Consider the following 15,300-nt stretch of genomic DNA (forward strand, 5'->3'; position numbering starts at 1 on the left):
CGGGCGGCAGGTTCAATGGGGATCACACCTGACCAAAGGCGTTCTCGATAATTTGAAACCTGCCCATTGTGTCCACAAGCGCCACATCAAAACGCGCCTCGCTATTCTGGCCGGAGGGTTCGGTTGCCAGAAACTCCTCCGCTGCAGAATAGATCCGCTGCATCTGCTTTGGGCCTAATGAGGCTGCGGCATGGGCGAAATCGCGGCTTTGCTTGACCTCTGCAAAGATCAGCCCATCGGGGCCGCGCAGGATCAGATCAATCTCACCCGCCGCGCCGCGCCAGCGGCGATGGATCACCGCGAAACCCTGTTCACCATAGGCCGAGGCAATGCGATCCTCGGCGGCCTCTCCGGTGCGATGGTTCAGATAGCCGCGCCGGACCCGATCCGACCTGTCATGTTTTACCAAGTTTCAGCGCCCTTTGGTAAAGCGGGCGGCGTGGCAGCGAATACATCCGTGCCACCAATTCCGCCGCATCCTTGACCGAATGTGACTCGAGCGCCGTTAACAAAGCGTTTTCGACATCCTCCTCGCTGGCGGCAACCTGCCGGGCGCGGTCGACCAGCAGCACGATTTCACCCTTCACGCCCTGCGCCTTGAGCGCGGCGGCAAGCTCGGACAATGTCCCGCGCCTGACCTCTTCGAATTTCTTGGTAAGCTCGCGGCACAGCGCCGCCTGCCGGTCGCCCAGCACCGCCGCCATGTCCGCCAGACTATCGGCGACCCGTTTGGGCGATTCGTAAAAGGCCAGCGTGCCCGGCACATCGCGCAGCTCTTCCAGGCGGGTGCGGCGGGCCTTGGTCGCATTGGGTAGAAACCCTGCAAAAAAGAACGCATCCGTCGGCAATCCGGCCAGCGTCAACGCCGCCAGAACCGCCGAAGGACCGGGCGCCACGGTCACATTATGCCCGGCCTCTGCCGCCGCCCGGCTCAGATCATAGCCGGGATCGGCAATCAGCGGCATACCCGCCTCAGAGGCATAAGCCACGGATTTTCCATCCGAAAGTGCCTCCAGCAGCCGCGCGCGCGTGCCCGCGCCGCTATGGTCGTGATAGGCCACAATCCGCCGTCCTTCGAGCGGCACGCCATGAATATCCATCAGGTGGCGCAAACTGCGTGTATCCTCGGCGGCGATCACCTCGGCAGAGGCCAGCACATCCAGCGCGCGCAGCGTGATGTCGCGGGCCGTCCCGATAGGCGTGGCAATAAAGTAAAGGCCGGGGGACAATCGGAGTTTCTGGAAATTCAAAGCTGGACCCGCCTTTCATGACGTTTATTATCGCGGCCTGTCCGCAGGCGGCCGCCCGGATGCAGGATCAGGGAGTTTTCATTTAGATGTTTGCGTTTTTCAAGCCCACCCGCAAATTTGCCAAAACGGCGCTTGCGCTGACAACTGCCGGATTTCTGGCCGCATGCGACCTGCCCGCAACGAGCGGAGGCCCCAGCATCAACACCTCGAAACCGGTGCCGGTCGCGCTGCTGGTGCCCAAGGGCTCAGCCCGCGCCGGCGACGCCTCGATGGCGCAGAGCCTTGAGAATGCCGCGCGTCTGGCGATGGCGGATCTGCAGAACGTGCAGATCGACCTGCGCGTCTATGACACGGCAGGCAATGCCGGAACCGCCTCGGCAGTCGCGACACAGGCGGTTGATGAGGGGGCCAAAATCATCATCGGACCGGTTTATTCGCAAGCGGTGAATGCCGCCGGGCTTTCGGTTCTGAACAAAAACATCAACGTTCTGTCCTTCTCGAACAACACCAATATCGCGGGCGGCAATGTCTTTGTGCTTGGCTCCACCTTCGAGAATTCGGCCGTCCGACTGACCAGCTATGCGGCCCGTCAGGGCAAAGGCCGGATGGTTGTGGTCTACAGCAATGACGAGGGCGGCCAGCTCGGCAAAGCCGCCATCGAGAACGGCATTCGCAAAAGCGGTGCCACGCTGGCCGGCTCGGTCCCGTATGACCGGTCACAGCAAGGTGTGATCAACGCGGTTCCGCAGGTGAAAGCGGCGGTGGACAGCGCAGGCGACGCCTCGGTGTTTCTGACCTCGACCACGGCGGGCGCATTGCCGCTCTTTACGCAACTGCTGCCCGAAGCGGGTGTGTCCAACGCCACCACGCAGTTCATCGGTCTGACCCGCTGGGACATCCCGGCGCAGACGCTGGCACTGCCCGGCGTTCAGGGCGGTTGGTTCGCGCTCCCTGATCCGAGCAAAAGCCAGAATTATCGCGCGCGCTATCAATCCACCTATGGCAGCGCCCCGCATCCGATCAGCGGATTGGCCTATGACGGTATCGCGGCAATCGGGGCCTTGGTCGGATCGGGTAAGTCCAACGCCCTGACCGGCGCGGCGCTGACACAAGGGGCTGGTTTCCAGGGCGTCGGCGGTATATTCCGCCTGTTGCCGAATGGCACGAACCAACGGGGATTGGCAGTGGCCACGATCCAGAACAAACAGGTGGTTGTGATTGACCCTGCTCCACAAACATTCTCCGGTGCCGGATTCTGATCCAGAAAAAATCCAGCGCATAACGCCTGATCTGGCCGGCGATCTGATCTGCCCACCGGATCGGATTTTTGACCCCGCCCAGATTATGGGTCAGATCGAGGCGCTTGCTGCCGAGGGCGCGGACAATGCCGCGCTGCGCAGCGAGGTGGTGGCGATCCTGCGTGACACTCAAAAGGCGGGGCGCAACGCAATTGCCACGGCTTTTGCCGAGCAGCCCTTTGCCGCGCGCCCGCTGACCCGGTCCTACACCTATCTGACCGATGGCATGGTGCGCACCGCACTTTATGTGGCCAGCGAGATCCTGCACCCGCTGGCGAACCCGACCCGGTCCGAGCGCATCGCCGTGGTGGCCGTAGGCGGCTATGGACGTGGCGAGATGGCCCCCTTTTCCGATGTCGATCTGCTGTTTCTGACGCCCTACAAGATCACCGCCTGGGCCGAGAGCGTGATCGAATCCATGCTCTATATCCTGTGGGATTTGCGGCTGAAGGTCGGGCATTCCTCGCGCACCATCCGGGATTGTGTGCGCATGGGCCAGGAGGATCAGACGATCCGCACCGCCATGCTGGAGCAACGTTTTCTCGCCGGGCATGCGCCGCTGGCCGAGGAACTGGTCGAGACCCTGAAGGCGGAAATGTCCGACCGGACCGGGCGCGAATTCATCGAAGCCAAGCTGGAAGAACGCGAAAAGCGCCACCGCAAGCAGGGCCAGCGTTATATGGTCGAGCCCAATGTCAAAGAAGGCAAAGGCGGGCTGCGCGACCTGCAATCGCTCTACTGGATCGCCAAGTATATCTACGGCGTTCAAGACGTGGCCGAACTGGTCGGGCTGGGCCTGTTCGAAGCCGAGGAATTCGAGACATTCGTTCAGGCCGAAGAGTTCCTCTGGGCGGTGCGGTCACATCTGCATCTGGTCACCGGACGCGCCACTGAACAGTTGAGCTTCGACCTGCAAGTCGAAGTGGCCGATCGCATGGGCTATACCGACCGCGCCGGGCGGCGGGCGGTCGAGGTGTTCATGCAGCGTTACTTCCGCGAAGCGACCGCAGTGGGCGAGTTGACCCGGATATTCCTGACCAAGCTGGAAGCCGCCCACAAGAAAAGCGGCCCGCTGCTGGAGCGGATTTTCCGTCGCAAGCGCCGGGTAAAGGCGGGCTACAAGGTGGTCCATAACCGGTTGGATATCGAGGACCCCGAGGCCTTTCTGGCCGACAAGGTGAACCTGCTGCGCCTGTTCGAAGAGGGTCTGCGTACCGGGATGCTGATCCATCCGGATGCGATGCGGCTGGTCACAGCCAATCTGGACCTGATCGATGATGATATGCGCAACAACCGCGAGGCGCGGCGCATTTTCCTTGATCTGTTGCTGAAACACGGCAACCCCGAACGCGCGCTGCGTCGGATGAACGAGTTGGGCGTATTGTCTGCCTTCATCCCCGAGTTCGAACCCATCGTCGCGATGATGCAGTTCAACATGTATCACAGCTATACGGTGGATGAGCATATCATCCAGTGCATCATCAACCTCGCCCAGATCGAGCGTGGCGAACTGGTCGAATCGCTACCGCTGGCCTCGGGCATTCTTGAGGCGGGGATCGATCGCAAGGTCATCTATGTGGCGCTGCTGCTGCATGATATCGGCAAGGGGCGCGAGCAGGATCATTCGATCCTCGGCGCTCAGATCGCGCGCAAGGTCGCGCCGCGTCTGGGGTTGAGCAAGGCGGACTGCGAGACGGTGGAATGGCTGGTGCGCTATCACCTGCTGATGTCGGACATGGCGCAGAAACGCGACATTTCGGACCCGCGCACCGTGCGCGATTTCGCCAAGGCGGTGAAAACGGTCAAGCGGCTGGACCTGCTGACGGTGCTGACGGTTTGTGATATTCGTGGTGTTGGCCCCAATACCTGGAATAACTGGAAAGCCACCCTGCTGCGCGCCCTGCATGCGGAAACCAAGCGGGCGCTGGAAACCGGGATGGAGGACCTGAACCGTGCCAATCGCGGGGCCGGTGCCAAAAAGGCGCTGCGGGCCGCGTTGGACAATTGGTCGAAAGCAGACCTCAAGACGGAAACCGGGCGCCATTATGACCCCTATTGGCAGGGTCTGAACCTGTCGGCCCATGTGAAATTCGCCGAGATGCTGCGCGCGCTGGAGGAGAGCGGCGATGCCGGCGCGATGGAAATCCGGCTGGACCCGGATGAAGATCGCGATGCCACCCGCGCCTGTTTTGCAATGGCGGATCATCCGGGCATCTTCGCCCGCGTTGCAGGCGCGCTGGCACTGGTCGGCGCAAACGTGGTCGATGCCCGCAGCTACACCACCAAGGACGGCTATGTGACGGACGCGTTCTGGATACAGGATGCCGAAGGTCACCCCTATGAGGCTGCCCGCCTGCCGCGCCTGACGCAGATGATCCAAAAGACCCTTAAGGGTGAGGTGGTCGCCAGCGATGCCTTCAAATCGCGCGACAAAATCAAGAAGCGGGAACGGGCGTTCAACGTCCCGACCCATATCACCTTCGACAATGACGGCTCGGAAATCTACACGATCATCGAGGTCGATACACGCGACCGCCCCGGCCTGCTCTATGATCTGGCCCGCGCGCTGGCCGCCTCGAATGTTTATGTCGCCAATGCGGTCATCGCGACCTATGGCGAGCAGGTGGTCGACACCTTCTATGTGAAGGATATGTTCGGTCTGAAATACTATTCCGAAGGCAAGCAGCACGCGCTGGAAAGCCGATTGCGCCAGGCCATTACCGATGGTGCGGAGCGCGCCGATTCATGAAGCAGATCCGGCTGCTCTCGGGGTTTTTCACCGTTGGATTCTGGACTCTGGCCAGCCGCATCCTCGGCTTTGTCCGCGAGATCCTGATCACCGCCTATATCGGCCCCGGCCCGGTGATGGATGCCTTTGTCGCCGCGTTCCGCCTGCCCAACATGTTCCGCCGCTTCTTTGCCGAAGGCGCGTTCAACGCGGCCTTTGTGCCGATGTTTTCCAAACGCCTCGAAGGGGGCGAGGACGCGCGCGGCTTTGCCAATCAGGCCTTCAACCTGCTTGGTCTGGCGGTGCTGGCGCTGGTGGGGCTTGGCATGGTCTTCATGCCTGCGCTGGTCTGGGCGACCGCAGGCGGCTTTGCCGGGGATGCGCGGTTTGATCTGGCGGTTGGCTATGGTCATGTGGTCTTTCCCTACATCCTGTTCATGGCGCTGGCGGCGCTGTTTTCCGGCGTGTTGAACGCCACCGGGCGCTTTGCCGCCGCTGCTGCCGCGCCGGTCCTGCTGAATATTCTGGCCTGCAGTGCCATGCTGATCGGCGCGCTGAGTGACGGTGATGTCATCACCTGGCTGATCTGGGTGATCCCGATCGCAGGCGTGGCACAACTGGCGCTGGTCTGGGGCGCGACCGAGCAGGCGGGTATCCGCATCCGGCCCGGACTGCCCCGGCTGACGCCCGAGATGCGCCATATGGTGGCTGTTGCCGTTCCCGCGGCGCTGGCGATGGGGGTTACCCAGATCAATCTGGTGGTGGGACAACTGGTCGCCTCACAAACCGAAAGCGCGGTCAGCTGGCTGTTCGCGGCGGACCGGTTTTATCAATTGCCGCTGGGCGTGGTGGGCATTGCCGTCGGCGTGGTGCTGCTGCCGGACCTGTCACGCAAGCTACGCGCGGGCGATGAAACCGGCGCACGCAATGCCTATTCCCGCGCCGGAGAGTTCACGCTGATGCTGTCGCTGCCTGCTGCGGTGGCCCTGGTCACCGTGCCGCTGCCACTGATCTCGGTTCTCTTTGAACGCGGCGCGACCGGAGCCGAAGACAGCGCAGCCATGGCACTGGCAGTGGCGATCTATGGTCTGGGCCTGCCCGCTTTCGTGCTGCAGAAACTGCTGCAACCGCTGTATTTCGCGCGCGAGGACACCAAGACGCCGTTTCGCTACGCGGCGGTGGCCATGGTGGTGAACGCGGTGCTTGCCTTTGGCCTCTACCCGGTTGTGGGATGGATTGCCCCGGCCATCGCGGCCTCGGTCGCAGGCTGGGCGATGGTCGCTTTGCTGGCGCTGGGATCGTTTCGCATGGGCGCGGTGGCGCAGCCCGATGACCGGTTTCGCACACGTGCCTGGCGGATCGCGCTAGCCTCGGCGCTGATGGGCGTGGCACTCTACATCGTCAACCAGATCTTTGGCTGGGTTTTTCAGGTGCCCGGATGGCGCTACCCCGCGCTGCTTGCATTGGTGCTGTTCGGCAGCCTCGCCTATTACGTGGCCGGGCACATGCTGAGCGCCTTCCGCCTTGGTGAATTGCGGCGGATGATGCGCCGCAACTGACCGCTCAGTCGTGGCGGATGCGGTTACGAATCCGCGCCCAGCCGCCTGGCGCCAGAAAGAAGGACAGGCCAAAGCCGGTGGCAAAACCCGCCAGATCAGCCACCCAGTCCCGCGAGCCGCCGAACAACAACCCGAAGAGAAGCTGCGCCCCCATCAGAAACGCGATGAGCGTAAAAGCCCGCGCCTGACTCTCGCCCACCATCGACAGCTTGCGCCAGAGCAGGTAGGTGAACGCCCCGATCAGCCCATAGACCGGTGGGAAACCACCCACCAGCGGATAGGGCTCGTTCAGCAGTAGCGCATAAAGCAGCGCGCCGCCGATCCCGCTCAGCACGAAGATAAGCAGCATCGCGACTGCGCCAAAGGTCTCGGCCACCAGCTTGCCCATGGCCAGCACGAAGACGCAGACAAAGATCGTCTGGGTGAAGGTCACGCTGACAAAGGGATAGGTCACGAACCGCATCAGATGCTCGAACGGCCAGCGCCCGGTTTCGGCCATCCAGTCGAAGATATCGCCCGAGAACGCATATTTCTGGATCGCTGCCACCCGCCAGCCAACCGCCTCGGGCCCACCGATCAGGCCCTTGGAGCCTGCCATGAAGAGAATCTCAATCCCCATCAGGATTAGAACCAGCGCCACCACCACAGGCGGCAGCGGGTTTACGGGCGGGGTGTATCCGGGGCTGCTCATCTCATTGTCCTTGTTGCGCCTGTTGACGTCCTTGGGCCTCATGGGTAAGCGACGATGGCCGAATTTTCCAGACGGGAGTCGCCTTTCATGACCGAGACCACATTCACGCCGCGCGTGTTTTCCGGTGCGCAGCCTTCGGGCAACCTGCACTTGGGCAATTATCTCGGGGCGCTGCGGAACTGGGTACGGATGCAGGGATCGGAGTTCGAGACGATCTATTGCATGGTCGATCTGCACGCGATCACCGTCTGGCAGGACCCGGCAGAGCTGCGCCATGCCACGCGTGAGCTTTGTGCGGGCTATATCGCCTCTGGCCTTGATCCAGAGAAATCTATCCTGATCAACCAAAGCCAGGTGCCCGAGCATGCGCAGCTGGCCTGGGTTTTCAACTGTATCGCCCGGATGGGGTGGATGCAGCGGATGACGCAATTCAAGGACAAGGCGGGCAAGAACGCGCAGAACGCCTCGCTGGGGCTCTTTGCCTATCCGGCGCTGATGGCGGCGGATATCCTTGTCTATCACGCCACCCATGTACCGGTGGGTGAGGATCAGAAGCAGCATCTGGAACTGACCCGCGACATCGCGATCAAGTTCAACCATGATTATGGCGTCGATTTCTTTCCGGTCACCGAACCGGTGATCGAAGGCGCCGCCACACGGGTGATGAGCCTGCGCGACGGATCAAAGAAAATGTCGAAATCCGACCCATCGGATGCCAGCCGCATCAACATGACCGATGATGCCGATACGATTGCCAAGAAGATCCGCAAGGCAAAGACCGATCCCGATGCCCTGCCGTCTGAGGCGAAAGGGCTGGACGACCGTCCCGAAGCGCGCAACCTGGTCGATATCTATGCCGCGCTGAGCGATCAGAGCGTCGATCAGGTGTTGGCCGAGGTGGGCGGCAAGCAGTTTGGTGAGTTCAAGCCGATGCTGGCGGATCTGGCGGTCGCAAAACTTGCCCCGATCGCAACCGAGATGGCGCGGCTGATGAATGAACAGACCGAGATCGACCGCATTCTGACCCGCGGGTCAGAACGTGCGCGCGCGATTACCGCTCCGATCCTGCGCCAGACCTATGACATCATCGGGATGGTGCCGCCGGTTACCCTCTGACCCTTTGAGTCCTGCCCAAGCCTGATCGAACGGGCTTGGGCCCTCATGCCGCATCCTGCTGCAACACATCCGCGACAATCGCTTCGGCAACGTGGTGCGGGCTCACGTCGCGGGCCTTGGCGGCGCGCAGAATACGATCCATCGTGGCGTCGAGCGCGGCGAGCTTGTCGGCAACCCAGGTCTCGCGTGCGTCGATACGCAGGATCTCGGTCGCGACATTGATGATGCCACCGCCATTGGCCACGAAATCCGGCGCATAAAGGATGCCGCGCCGGTGCAGCCGGTGACCATCTTCTGCCGTGGCAAGCTGATTGTTCGCCCCGCCCGCGACCGCCTTGACCCGCAACCGGTCGATCCGATCCGCGTCAAGGATGCCACCTATGGCGCAAGGCGCGAAGATATCGGCCTCGACATCAAAAATCGCATCGCCCACCACAACTCGTGCATCAAATTCGGCCTCGGCCCGCGCGGTGCGCGCGGGATCGATATCGCTCACCACCAGCCGCGCGCCCTGCTCATGCAGGAATACACACAGGTTCCAGCCAACATTGCCAAGCCCCTGCACGCTCACGGTCCGGCCCGACAGGTCATCTGAACCCAACCGGTGCCGGGCCACCGCCCGGATCGCGTTGAAAATGCCGCGCGCCGTGACCGGGGAAGGATCGCCGCTGGCATGTCTGCCCTGTTCAAGCCCGGCCACACATCTGGTCTCGCTTGCAATCTCAGCCATGTCCGACGGGGTCATGCCCATATCTTCGGCTGTCCAATAGCGCCCATCAAGGCGCGCCACCGCGCGGCCAAAGGCCTGCAACAGGCCAGGCGTCTTGTCACGTGTCGGATCACCGATGATCACCGCCTTGCCACCCCCCAGCGGCAAGCCTGCAGCGGCGTTTTTAAGGGTCATGCCCTGTGACAGGCGCAGCGCGTCTTCGAGCGCGTCGTCGACACTGTCATAAGGCCGCATGCGCACCCCGCCCGCCGCTGGGCCAAGCTGGGTCGAGTGTATGGCAATCAGGCCCAACAGGCCGCTTTTGGTATCTTCTATGCGCCAGACACCCTCATGCCCGGGCGCGTCGATCTGGGTCAGAACCATCTCTCTCCTCCGTCTTCAGAAGGATTTTCTCACAAGGCGTGCAGGAAATATCACCAATTACAGCTATTCAGACAAGACAACTTGGAGGTATCCTCCAAGAAGCCGATAAATTTTGGAACTTTCCTGATGGACGCGATTGATCATCGAATCGTTTACCACCTGCAACGGGACGGGCGGATGACCGTCACCGATCTGGCCGAAGCTGTGGGGCTTTCCCCAACGCCCTGCGCGCGGCGGGTGGAGCGGTTGCAGAAACAGGGCGTCATCACCGGTTACGGCGCGCGGGTTGATCCGGGAAAGCTGGGGCTGGGTGTGTCGATCTTTGTCTCGGTGGAACTGGCCCGGCAGGACAAATCGGCGATCGACGCGTTCGAGCGGGCTATCCTGTCCTGCGACGAGGTCATGGAGTGTTATCTGATGACCGGATCGCGCGACATTCTGCTGCGCGTGGTGGCCGCCGATCTGGCCGCCTTCGACCGGTTTCTGGAAAACCGGCTGATGCAGATCCCAGGCATCCGCAACCTGCGATCCAACTTCGCGCTCAGAACCATCATGAAGCGCAATGAGTTGCCGCCCCCTGACTGACCTCAATGGGCGAAACGGCTCTGGACGCGTACAGCATTCCTGCCTAGGTTTCGTCCGTTCAGGGAGGACGCGATGGCGACGGGCAAGAATATTCGCACCTATTTCGACGGCCAGTGGCATGAGGGCGACGTGCCGATCATGCGGGCGGCAGATCACGGCGCGTGGCTGGGAACGAATGTGTTCGACGGCGCACGTCACGTGAACGGGCTGAGCCCCGATCTCGACGCGCATTGCGCCCGGGTCAACCGGTCCGCCGAGGCGATGATGCTGGTGCCCACCGTCTCGACAGAAGAGATGGTGGTAATTGTCGAAGAGGGGCTGAAAGCATACGCCCCGGATGCTGCGGTCTATATCCGTCCAATGTACTGGGGCATCGACGGCGACAGCACGGCGATTGTGCCGACCCCGGACAAGACCGGCTTTGCCATCTGTCTGGAGGAAATCCCTCTGGCCCCGCCAAGTGCAGCCGCGACCCTGACCACCACGCGCTTTCGTCGTCCCGTGCTGGAATCGTCAGTGGTGAACGCCAAGGCTGGCGCGCTTTATCCCAACAATGCGCGGATGCTGCGTGAGGCCCGACAGAAAGGGTTCTCGAACGCGCTGGTCGCGGATGCGATGGGCAATGTGGCCGAGACGGCGACGGCCAATATCTTTCTGGTCCGGGATGGCGAGGTCTTTACCCCCATGCCCAATGGCACGTTTCTGGCCGGCATCACGCGGGCGCGCCATATCGCCAACCTGCGTGCGGATGGCGTATCGGTGCATGAGGCGGTCTTGTCCTTCGATGACTTCCACGACGCGGATGAGGTCTTCATGTCAGGCAATATGAACAAGGTCACCCCGGTCACCGCGCTGGATGAGACCAGCTATCAGGTCGGCCCGGTTGCGCGGCGGGTCCGCGACCTTTATTGGGACTGGGCGGCGTCAAGCAGGTAACCCTTTGGGGCGCCTGCAAAACCACCGGTTGCCAGTCCCAATTTGCTGGGGCATGATCCACAAGGAAAGGAGCCATCCTCATGCGGAAGTTTCTCGTCGTCCTCGATGACAGCCGCGAATGCCTGAACGCCATGCGTTTCGCGGCCATGCGCGCGGCCCATACGGGGGGAGGCGTTGCGATCCTGTCGGTGATCCCGCCGGATGAATTCAATCACTGGATTGGTGTGGGCGAGGTGATGCGAGAAGAGGCGCGTGAGCGCATTCATGCCCATTACGAAGTGTTCGCCAAATGGATGCGCGACAAGCAATCCGTTGAACCTGAACTGGTGATCCGCGAAGGTGACGCCGTACCCGAGATCATCGCCCATGTGAGCGAAGACCCCGAGATCGGGGTGCTGGTGCTGGGGGCCGGGACCGATAAGAAAGGCCCCGGACCGCTTGTCACGCAGATGAGCCGCTCGTCTGGATCGTTGCCCATCCCGATCACCATCGTGCCCGGCGATCTGAGCAAGGAAAAGCTGGAAGCGATCACCTGAGTCCAGCTCAGCCGGGTCAAGGTTCGCAACATCCGCCCTTGACCTCGCCATCACTCGATTTAGAATTGTTCTAAACCTTGACTTGCGGCCTGCCCGGTCGCATATCTGCTGCTCTGATCATGGAGACCCGGAAATGTTCATCCAGACCGAATCGACCCCGAACCCCGCAACGCTGAAGTTTCTGCCGGGACAGAGCGTCCTGGATATTGGCACCGCCGATTTCCCTTCGGTCGATACGGCCGAAAAATCGCCTCTGGCGAGCCGCATCTTTGCGGTGAGCGGCGTCACCGGCGTGTTTCTGGGCAACGACTTCGTGACCGTCACCAAGGCCGATGACATCGATTGGGATCACATCAAACCCGCCATTCTGGGCGCGGTGATGGAGCATTTCCAGTCAGGCCAACCCGCCATCAACGAGGGCGGCGCGGCCAATTCCGGTCATGCTGAGCATACCGGTGAAGATGGCGAAGTCGTCGACCAGATCAAGGAGTTGCTCGACAGCCGGGTCCGCCCTGCCGTGGCGCAGGATGGTGGCGACATCACCTTTCACGGCTTTGATCGCGGCGTCGTCTATTTGCATATGCAAGGCGCCTGCGCCGGGTGCCCGTCCTCGACGCTGACCCTGAAAATGGGCATCGAGAACCTGCTGCGCCACTATATCCCCGAAGTGACCGAGGTGCGCCCGGTTGCCGTCTGATCCAGGTGCCGTCCCGGTCGTGACCGGGCGGTGCTATTGCGGCGCGATGCAGCTGTCTTCGTCCAACCCGCCCCTGACGGTGGCCTATTGCCATTGCGCCGACTGCCGCCGCTGGACCGGCGCGCCGGTGGGGGCCTTTGCGGCCTTCAACCGCGCCGATCTGATCACCGAGCCCGCGCTGGGTGAGGGAACCTCACATCATCCGGCTGTGCGGCGCTGGAATTGTGATCGTTGTGGCTCGCCCTTGGTCGCGACCTTCGATTATCTGCCCGGTCAGATCTATGTGCCCGTAGGTTTGCTCGATCAGGCTGACGCATTTCCGCCGCAGATACATTGCCATGCCGACAAGGGATTGCCCTGGCTGCACATCTCCGACGATCTTGAACGCGCGCCGGGGTCAGGCCGGGACACCCTGAACAACACGACAAAAACATGAGCGACACGTGACCCTGATCCTTGGCTTTGACACGTCCGGCCCCTATTGCGCGGCAACCCTGCTGCGCGACGGTGAGGCGGTGGCCCTGCGCCATGAGGCCATGAAGAAAGGGCAGGCCGAGCGTTTGATGCCGTTGCTGGAAGAGGTTCTGAACGAGGTCGGGATCATCTGGCGCGATCTTGACGCCATTGGTGTAGGCACCGGCCCCGGCAACTTCACCGGCATCCGTATTGCCGTGTCCGCCGCGCGTGGTCTGGCGCTGGGCCTTGATATTCCAGCGGTGGGGGTGGACGGATTCGACGCCCGCGCGCTTTCTGCGCCGCCCGCCCATCAGGTCGCGATCCCCGCGCCGCGCGACCAGCTCTATCTGCGCACGGAGGCAGGCATCGCATTGCTTGCCCGGTCCGAGATCGACGGGCCGGTGCATGCCGAGGTTGATCCGGCGGATTTGGTGCGCGCCATTGCCCGGCTTGCCGCCGAACGGCGTGCCGAGACGACGACGCCCCCTGCCCCGGTCTATGCACGCCCTGCGGATGCGGCCCCGGCCAGCGACCCGCCGCCGCGCATTCTGGACGCATGACACCGGCGCAGATGGCAGAAACCCATGCCGCTGCCTTCACCGGAGCGCGGCCATGGTCAGCGGATGAGTTCGAGGCGCTGCTGTCGAACCGGTTCACGCATCGGGCAGGCGACCCGCGTTGTTTTGCCGTCTACACATTGATCACCGATCAGGTCGAGTTGCTCACCATCGCCACCCATCCCGACTTCCAGAGACTGGGTTTGGCGCGGCGATGCATGGAGCTTTGGCAATCCCAAGTCACCGAACAGGGCGCAAAACGCGCGTTTCTGGATGTGGCCGAGGATAATGCCGCCGCGATCGCGCTCTATCAAGGTTGCGGCTACGCGGTGAGCGGGTTGCGGCGCGGATATTACCTGCGCGAGGCAGGCGTGCGGGTTGACGCAATCGCTTTGGAGCGCGCCTTGCCGTGAAGGAAAGCAGACGCCGAACCACCCATCGCTGCAAAAAGCGGTTGACCCCCGGCACCCGGCGCGGCCTTAATTGCCAGCGTTATAGACACTTGATCGATCACCGGGGCTCTGGGGATGACCCGCGCCCTCAACCAAAATAACAACGGGAGTATCCAATGACCCTCATGAAATCCCTGATGGGAGCGGCAGCTGCGGTTGCCTTAACCGCAGGTCTCGCTTCGGCGGAACCGGCGCTGATCTACGATCTGGGCGGCAAGTTCGACAAATCGTTCAACGAAGCCGCTCACAATGGCGCGGAACGCTGGGCAAAGGATACCGGCGGCTCCTACAAGGACATTGAGATCCAGACAGAGGCCCAGCGTGAGCAAGCTGTTCGCCGCTTTGCCGAGGCGGGTTTCAATCCTGTGGTGACGACCGGCTTCGCCATCGCTTCGGTGCTGGAAGAAGTGGCGCCTGACTATCCGGACACCAAATTCGTCACCATCGACGGCTGGGTTGATCCGGAAAAGAACCCGAATGTTCTGGTTATCGGCTTTACCGAGCATGAAGGATCTTATCTGGTCGGTATGATGGCCGCGCAGGCCTCGGAATCGGGCACCGTTGGCTTCATCGGCGGCATGGATGTGCCCCTGATCCGCAAATTCGCCTGCGGATATGCTCAGGGCGTCAAGGCGGCCAACCCGGACGCGACGATCATCGCCAACATGACCGGCACGACGCCCTCGGCCTGGAACGACCCGGTGAAGGGCTCGGAACTGACCAAGGCGCAGATCAGCCAGGGCGCTGACGTGGTCTATGCCGCGGCAGGCGGTACCGGCGTGGGTGTTCTGCAGACCGCAGCGGATGAAGGCATCCTGTCGATTGGCGTGGACAGCAACCAGAACCACCTGCATCCGGGTAAGGTTCTGACCTCGATGCTGAAACGCGTGGACGTGGCGGTCTATAACGTCATGCAGGCGGGTGAAAACATGGAACCAGGCGTACTGGTGTTGGATCTGTCCGCTGATGGTGTGGGCTATGCCATGGACGACAACAATGCCGAGTTGGTCAATGCCGACATGCAATCCTCGGTCGAGGATGCCAAGGCCAAGATCATCTCAGGCGAAATCCAGGTCCATGACTACACCAGCGACGATAGCTGCCCGGTTCTGAATTTCTGAGCCGCAATACTCTCTAGGCAAACGGGCGTTGGCCCGTTTGCCTGACGGCCCGGATAAGGTGCCGCGACAAGGCCAGTTTCAAGTGATCGATAAGCCCACAATTACGATCACAGCCCTGCGCCGCGCAGGTCCGAGAGGCAATTCACCTTATACCCGACGTTTTTCCCGCTTGCTCTCTCTCAACACACTCAAATAAATGTTCGTTGGTCTGTGCTGCAGGGCAGC

At 61.9% G+C, this 15,300-nt stretch carries 16 protein-coding genes; 12 read left to right on the forward strand and 4 right to left on the reverse strand.

All coding sequences use genetic code 11. From position 1 onward, the window contains the following. Window positions 1-22: 22 nt before the first annotated feature. Window positions 23-409 (reverse strand): YraN family protein, encoded by a 387-nt coding sequence (locus tag AB1E34_RS02700; RefSeq protein WP_372570802.1) that lies wholly within the window; start codon window positions 407-409, stop codon window positions 23-25. Further along, entirely contained in the window at window positions 396-1,250 is an 855-nt protein-coding gene (gene rsmI / locus AB1E34_RS02705; RefSeq protein ID WP_372570803.1) for a 16S rRNA (cytidine(1402)-2'-O)-methyltransferase, read from the reverse strand. Before rsmI ends, AB1E34_RS02700 begins: the two co-directional genes overlap by 14 nt. A gap of 86 nt (window positions 1,251-1,336) precedes the next feature. On the opposite strand from rsmI, the gene AB1E34_RS02710 reads away from it, so the two are divergent. Genes AB1E34_RS02710 through murJ form a run of 3 tightly spaced genes read left to right on the forward strand, consistent with a single transcriptional unit; the run spans window position 1,337 to window position 6,835 of the window. Further along, window positions 1,337-2,509 (forward strand): penicillin-binding protein activator, encoded by a 1,173-nt coding sequence (locus AB1E34_RS02710; RefSeq protein WP_372570804.1) that lies wholly within the window; start codon window positions 1,337-1,339, stop codon window positions 2,507-2,509. Further along, window positions 2,469-5,297 carry a [protein-PII] uridylyltransferase gene (locus tag AB1E34_RS02715; RefSeq protein ID WP_372570805.1) on the forward strand — a complete coding sequence of 943 codons (2,829 nt, stop codon included), beginning with the start codon at window positions 2,469-2,471 and terminating at the stop codon, window positions 5,295-5,297. Before AB1E34_RS02710 ends, AB1E34_RS02715 begins: the two co-directional genes overlap by 41 nt. Continuing rightward, complete coding sequence (gene murJ / locus AB1E34_RS02720) at window positions 5,294-6,835, forward strand: murein biosynthesis integral membrane protein MurJ (RefSeq protein ID WP_372570806.1); 1,542 nt, start codon at window positions 5,294-5,296, stop codon at window positions 6,833-6,835. The genes AB1E34_RS02715 and murJ overlap by 4 nt, the downstream gene beginning before the upstream one ends. A gap of 4 nt (window positions 6,836-6,839) precedes the next feature. Here the strand turns inward: murJ and AB1E34_RS02725 are convergent, their stop codons facing one another. Further along, entirely contained in the window at window positions 6,840-7,526 is a 687-nt protein-coding gene (locus AB1E34_RS02725) for a rhomboid family intramembrane serine protease (protein WP_372570807.1), read from the reverse strand. Between the two features lie 87 nt (window positions 7,527-7,613). Between AB1E34_RS02725 and trpS the strand changes: the two genes are divergently transcribed. Further along, window positions 7,614-8,642, forward strand: coding sequence for a tryptophan--tRNA ligase (gene trpS, locus AB1E34_RS02730; RefSeq protein ID WP_372570808.1), 1,029 nt, complete (start codon window positions 7,614-7,616; stop codon window positions 8,640-8,642). A gap of 43 nt (window positions 8,643-8,685) precedes the next feature. Here trpS and AB1E34_RS02735 read toward each other — a convergent pair whose 3' ends face one another. Then, on the reverse strand, window positions 8,686-9,735 hold the full coding sequence (locus AB1E34_RS02735) for a Glu/Leu/Phe/Val family dehydrogenase (RefSeq protein ID WP_372570809.1): 1,050 nt from the start codon (window positions 9,733-9,735) through the stop codon (window positions 8,686-8,688). Between the two features lie 126 nt (window positions 9,736-9,861). On the opposite strand from AB1E34_RS02735, the gene AB1E34_RS02740 reads away from it, so the two are divergent. The 8 genes from AB1E34_RS02740 to AB1E34_RS02775 all read left to right on the forward strand — a co-directional run bounded on the left by AB1E34_RS02740 (window position 9,862) and on the right by AB1E34_RS02775 (window position 15,075). Continuing rightward, window positions 9,862-10,320 (forward strand): Lrp/AsnC family transcriptional regulator, encoded by a 459-nt coding sequence (locus AB1E34_RS02740; RefSeq protein WP_372570810.1) that lies wholly within the window; start codon window positions 9,862-9,864, stop codon window positions 10,318-10,320. Window positions 10,321-10,392: 72 nt separating this feature from the next. Continuing rightward, window positions 10,393-11,256: a branched-chain amino acid aminotransferase gene (locus AB1E34_RS02745; protein WP_372570811.1), complete on the forward strand. Its 864-nt coding sequence runs from the start codon at window positions 10,393-10,395 to the stop codon at window positions 11,254-11,256. 80 nt (window positions 11,257-11,336) lie between these two features. Next, window positions 11,337-11,792 carry a universal stress protein gene (locus AB1E34_RS02750; RefSeq protein ID WP_372570812.1) on the forward strand — a complete coding sequence of 152 codons (456 nt, stop codon included), beginning with the start codon at window positions 11,337-11,339 and terminating at the stop codon, window positions 11,790-11,792. Window positions 11,793-11,925: 133 nt separating this feature from the next. Further along, window positions 11,926-12,489 (forward strand): NifU family protein, encoded by a 564-nt coding sequence (locus AB1E34_RS02755; RefSeq protein ID WP_372570813.1) that lies wholly within the window; start codon window positions 11,926-11,928, stop codon window positions 12,487-12,489. After that, window positions 12,479-12,925 (forward strand): GFA family protein, encoded by a 447-nt coding sequence (locus AB1E34_RS02760; RefSeq protein WP_372570814.1) that lies wholly within the window; start codon window positions 12,479-12,481, stop codon window positions 12,923-12,925. The genes AB1E34_RS02755 and AB1E34_RS02760 overlap by 11 nt, the downstream gene beginning before the upstream one ends. Window positions 12,926-12,932: 7 nt before the next feature. Beyond that, entirely contained in the window at window positions 12,933-13,505 is a 573-nt protein-coding gene (gene tsaB, locus AB1E34_RS02765; RefSeq protein ID WP_372570815.1) for a tRNA (adenosine(37)-N6)-threonylcarbamoyltransferase complex dimerization subunit type 1 TsaB, read from the forward strand. Then, entirely contained in the window at window positions 13,502-13,915 is a 414-nt protein-coding gene (locus tag AB1E34_RS02770) for a GNAT family N-acetyltransferase (RefSeq protein ID WP_372570816.1), read from the forward strand. Before tsaB ends, AB1E34_RS02770 begins: the two co-directional genes overlap by 4 nt. Before the next feature lie 155 nt (window positions 13,916-14,070). Further along, window positions 14,071-15,075 (forward strand): BMP family lipoprotein, encoded by a 1,005-nt coding sequence (locus tag AB1E34_RS02775; RefSeq protein ID WP_372570817.1) that lies wholly within the window; start codon window positions 14,071-14,073, stop codon window positions 15,073-15,075. Window positions 15,076-15,300: the final 225 nt, after the last annotated feature.

The sequence above is a fragment of the Ruegeria jejuensis genome, from assembly GCF_041537905.1.
Taxonomy (GTDB): domain Bacteria; phylum Pseudomonadota; class Alphaproteobacteria; order Rhodobacterales; family Rhodobacteraceae; genus Ruegeria_C.

Coding starts and splice junctions, on each gene's coding strand:
- AB1E34_RS02775 (WP_372570817.1), top strand. CDS start 14,071: ATGACCCTCATGAAATCCCTGATGGGAGCGGCAGCTGCGGTTGCCTTA.
- AB1E34_RS02745 (WP_372570811.1), top strand. CDS start 10,393: ATGGCGACGGGCAAGAATATTCGCACCTATTTCGACGGCCAGTGGCAT.
- AB1E34_RS02735 (WP_372570809.1), bottom strand. CDS start 9,735: ATGGTTCTGACCCAGATCGACGCGCCCGGGCATGAGGGTGTCTGGCGC.
- AB1E34_RS02755 (WP_372570813.1), top strand. CDS start 11,926: ATGTTCATCCAGACCGAATCGACCCCGAACCCCGCAACGCTGAAGTTT.
- AB1E34_RS02770 (WP_372570816.1), top strand. CDS start 13,502: ATGACACCGGCGCAGATGGCAGAAACCCATGCCGCTGCCTTCACCGGA.
- AB1E34_RS02740 (WP_372570810.1), top strand. CDS start 9,862: ATGGACGCGATTGATCATCGAATCGTTTACCACCTGCAACGGGACGGG.
- AB1E34_RS02750 (WP_372570812.1), top strand. CDS start 11,337: ATGCGGAAGTTTCTCGTCGTCCTCGATGACAGCCGCGAATGCCTGAAC.
- trpS (WP_372570808.1), top strand. CDS start 7,614: ATGACCGAGACCACATTCACGCCGCGCGTGTTTTCCGGTGCGCAGCCT.
- murJ (WP_372570806.1), top strand. CDS start 5,294: ATGAAGCAGATCCGGCTGCTCTCGGGGTTTTTCACCGTTGGATTCTGG.
- AB1E34_RS02710 (WP_372570804.1), top strand. CDS start 1,337: ATGTTTGCGTTTTTCAAGCCCACCCGCAAATTTGCCAAAACGGCGCTT.
- AB1E34_RS02725 (WP_372570807.1), bottom strand. CDS start 7,526: ATGAGCAGCCCCGGATACACCCCGCCCGTAAACCCGCTGCCGCCTGTG.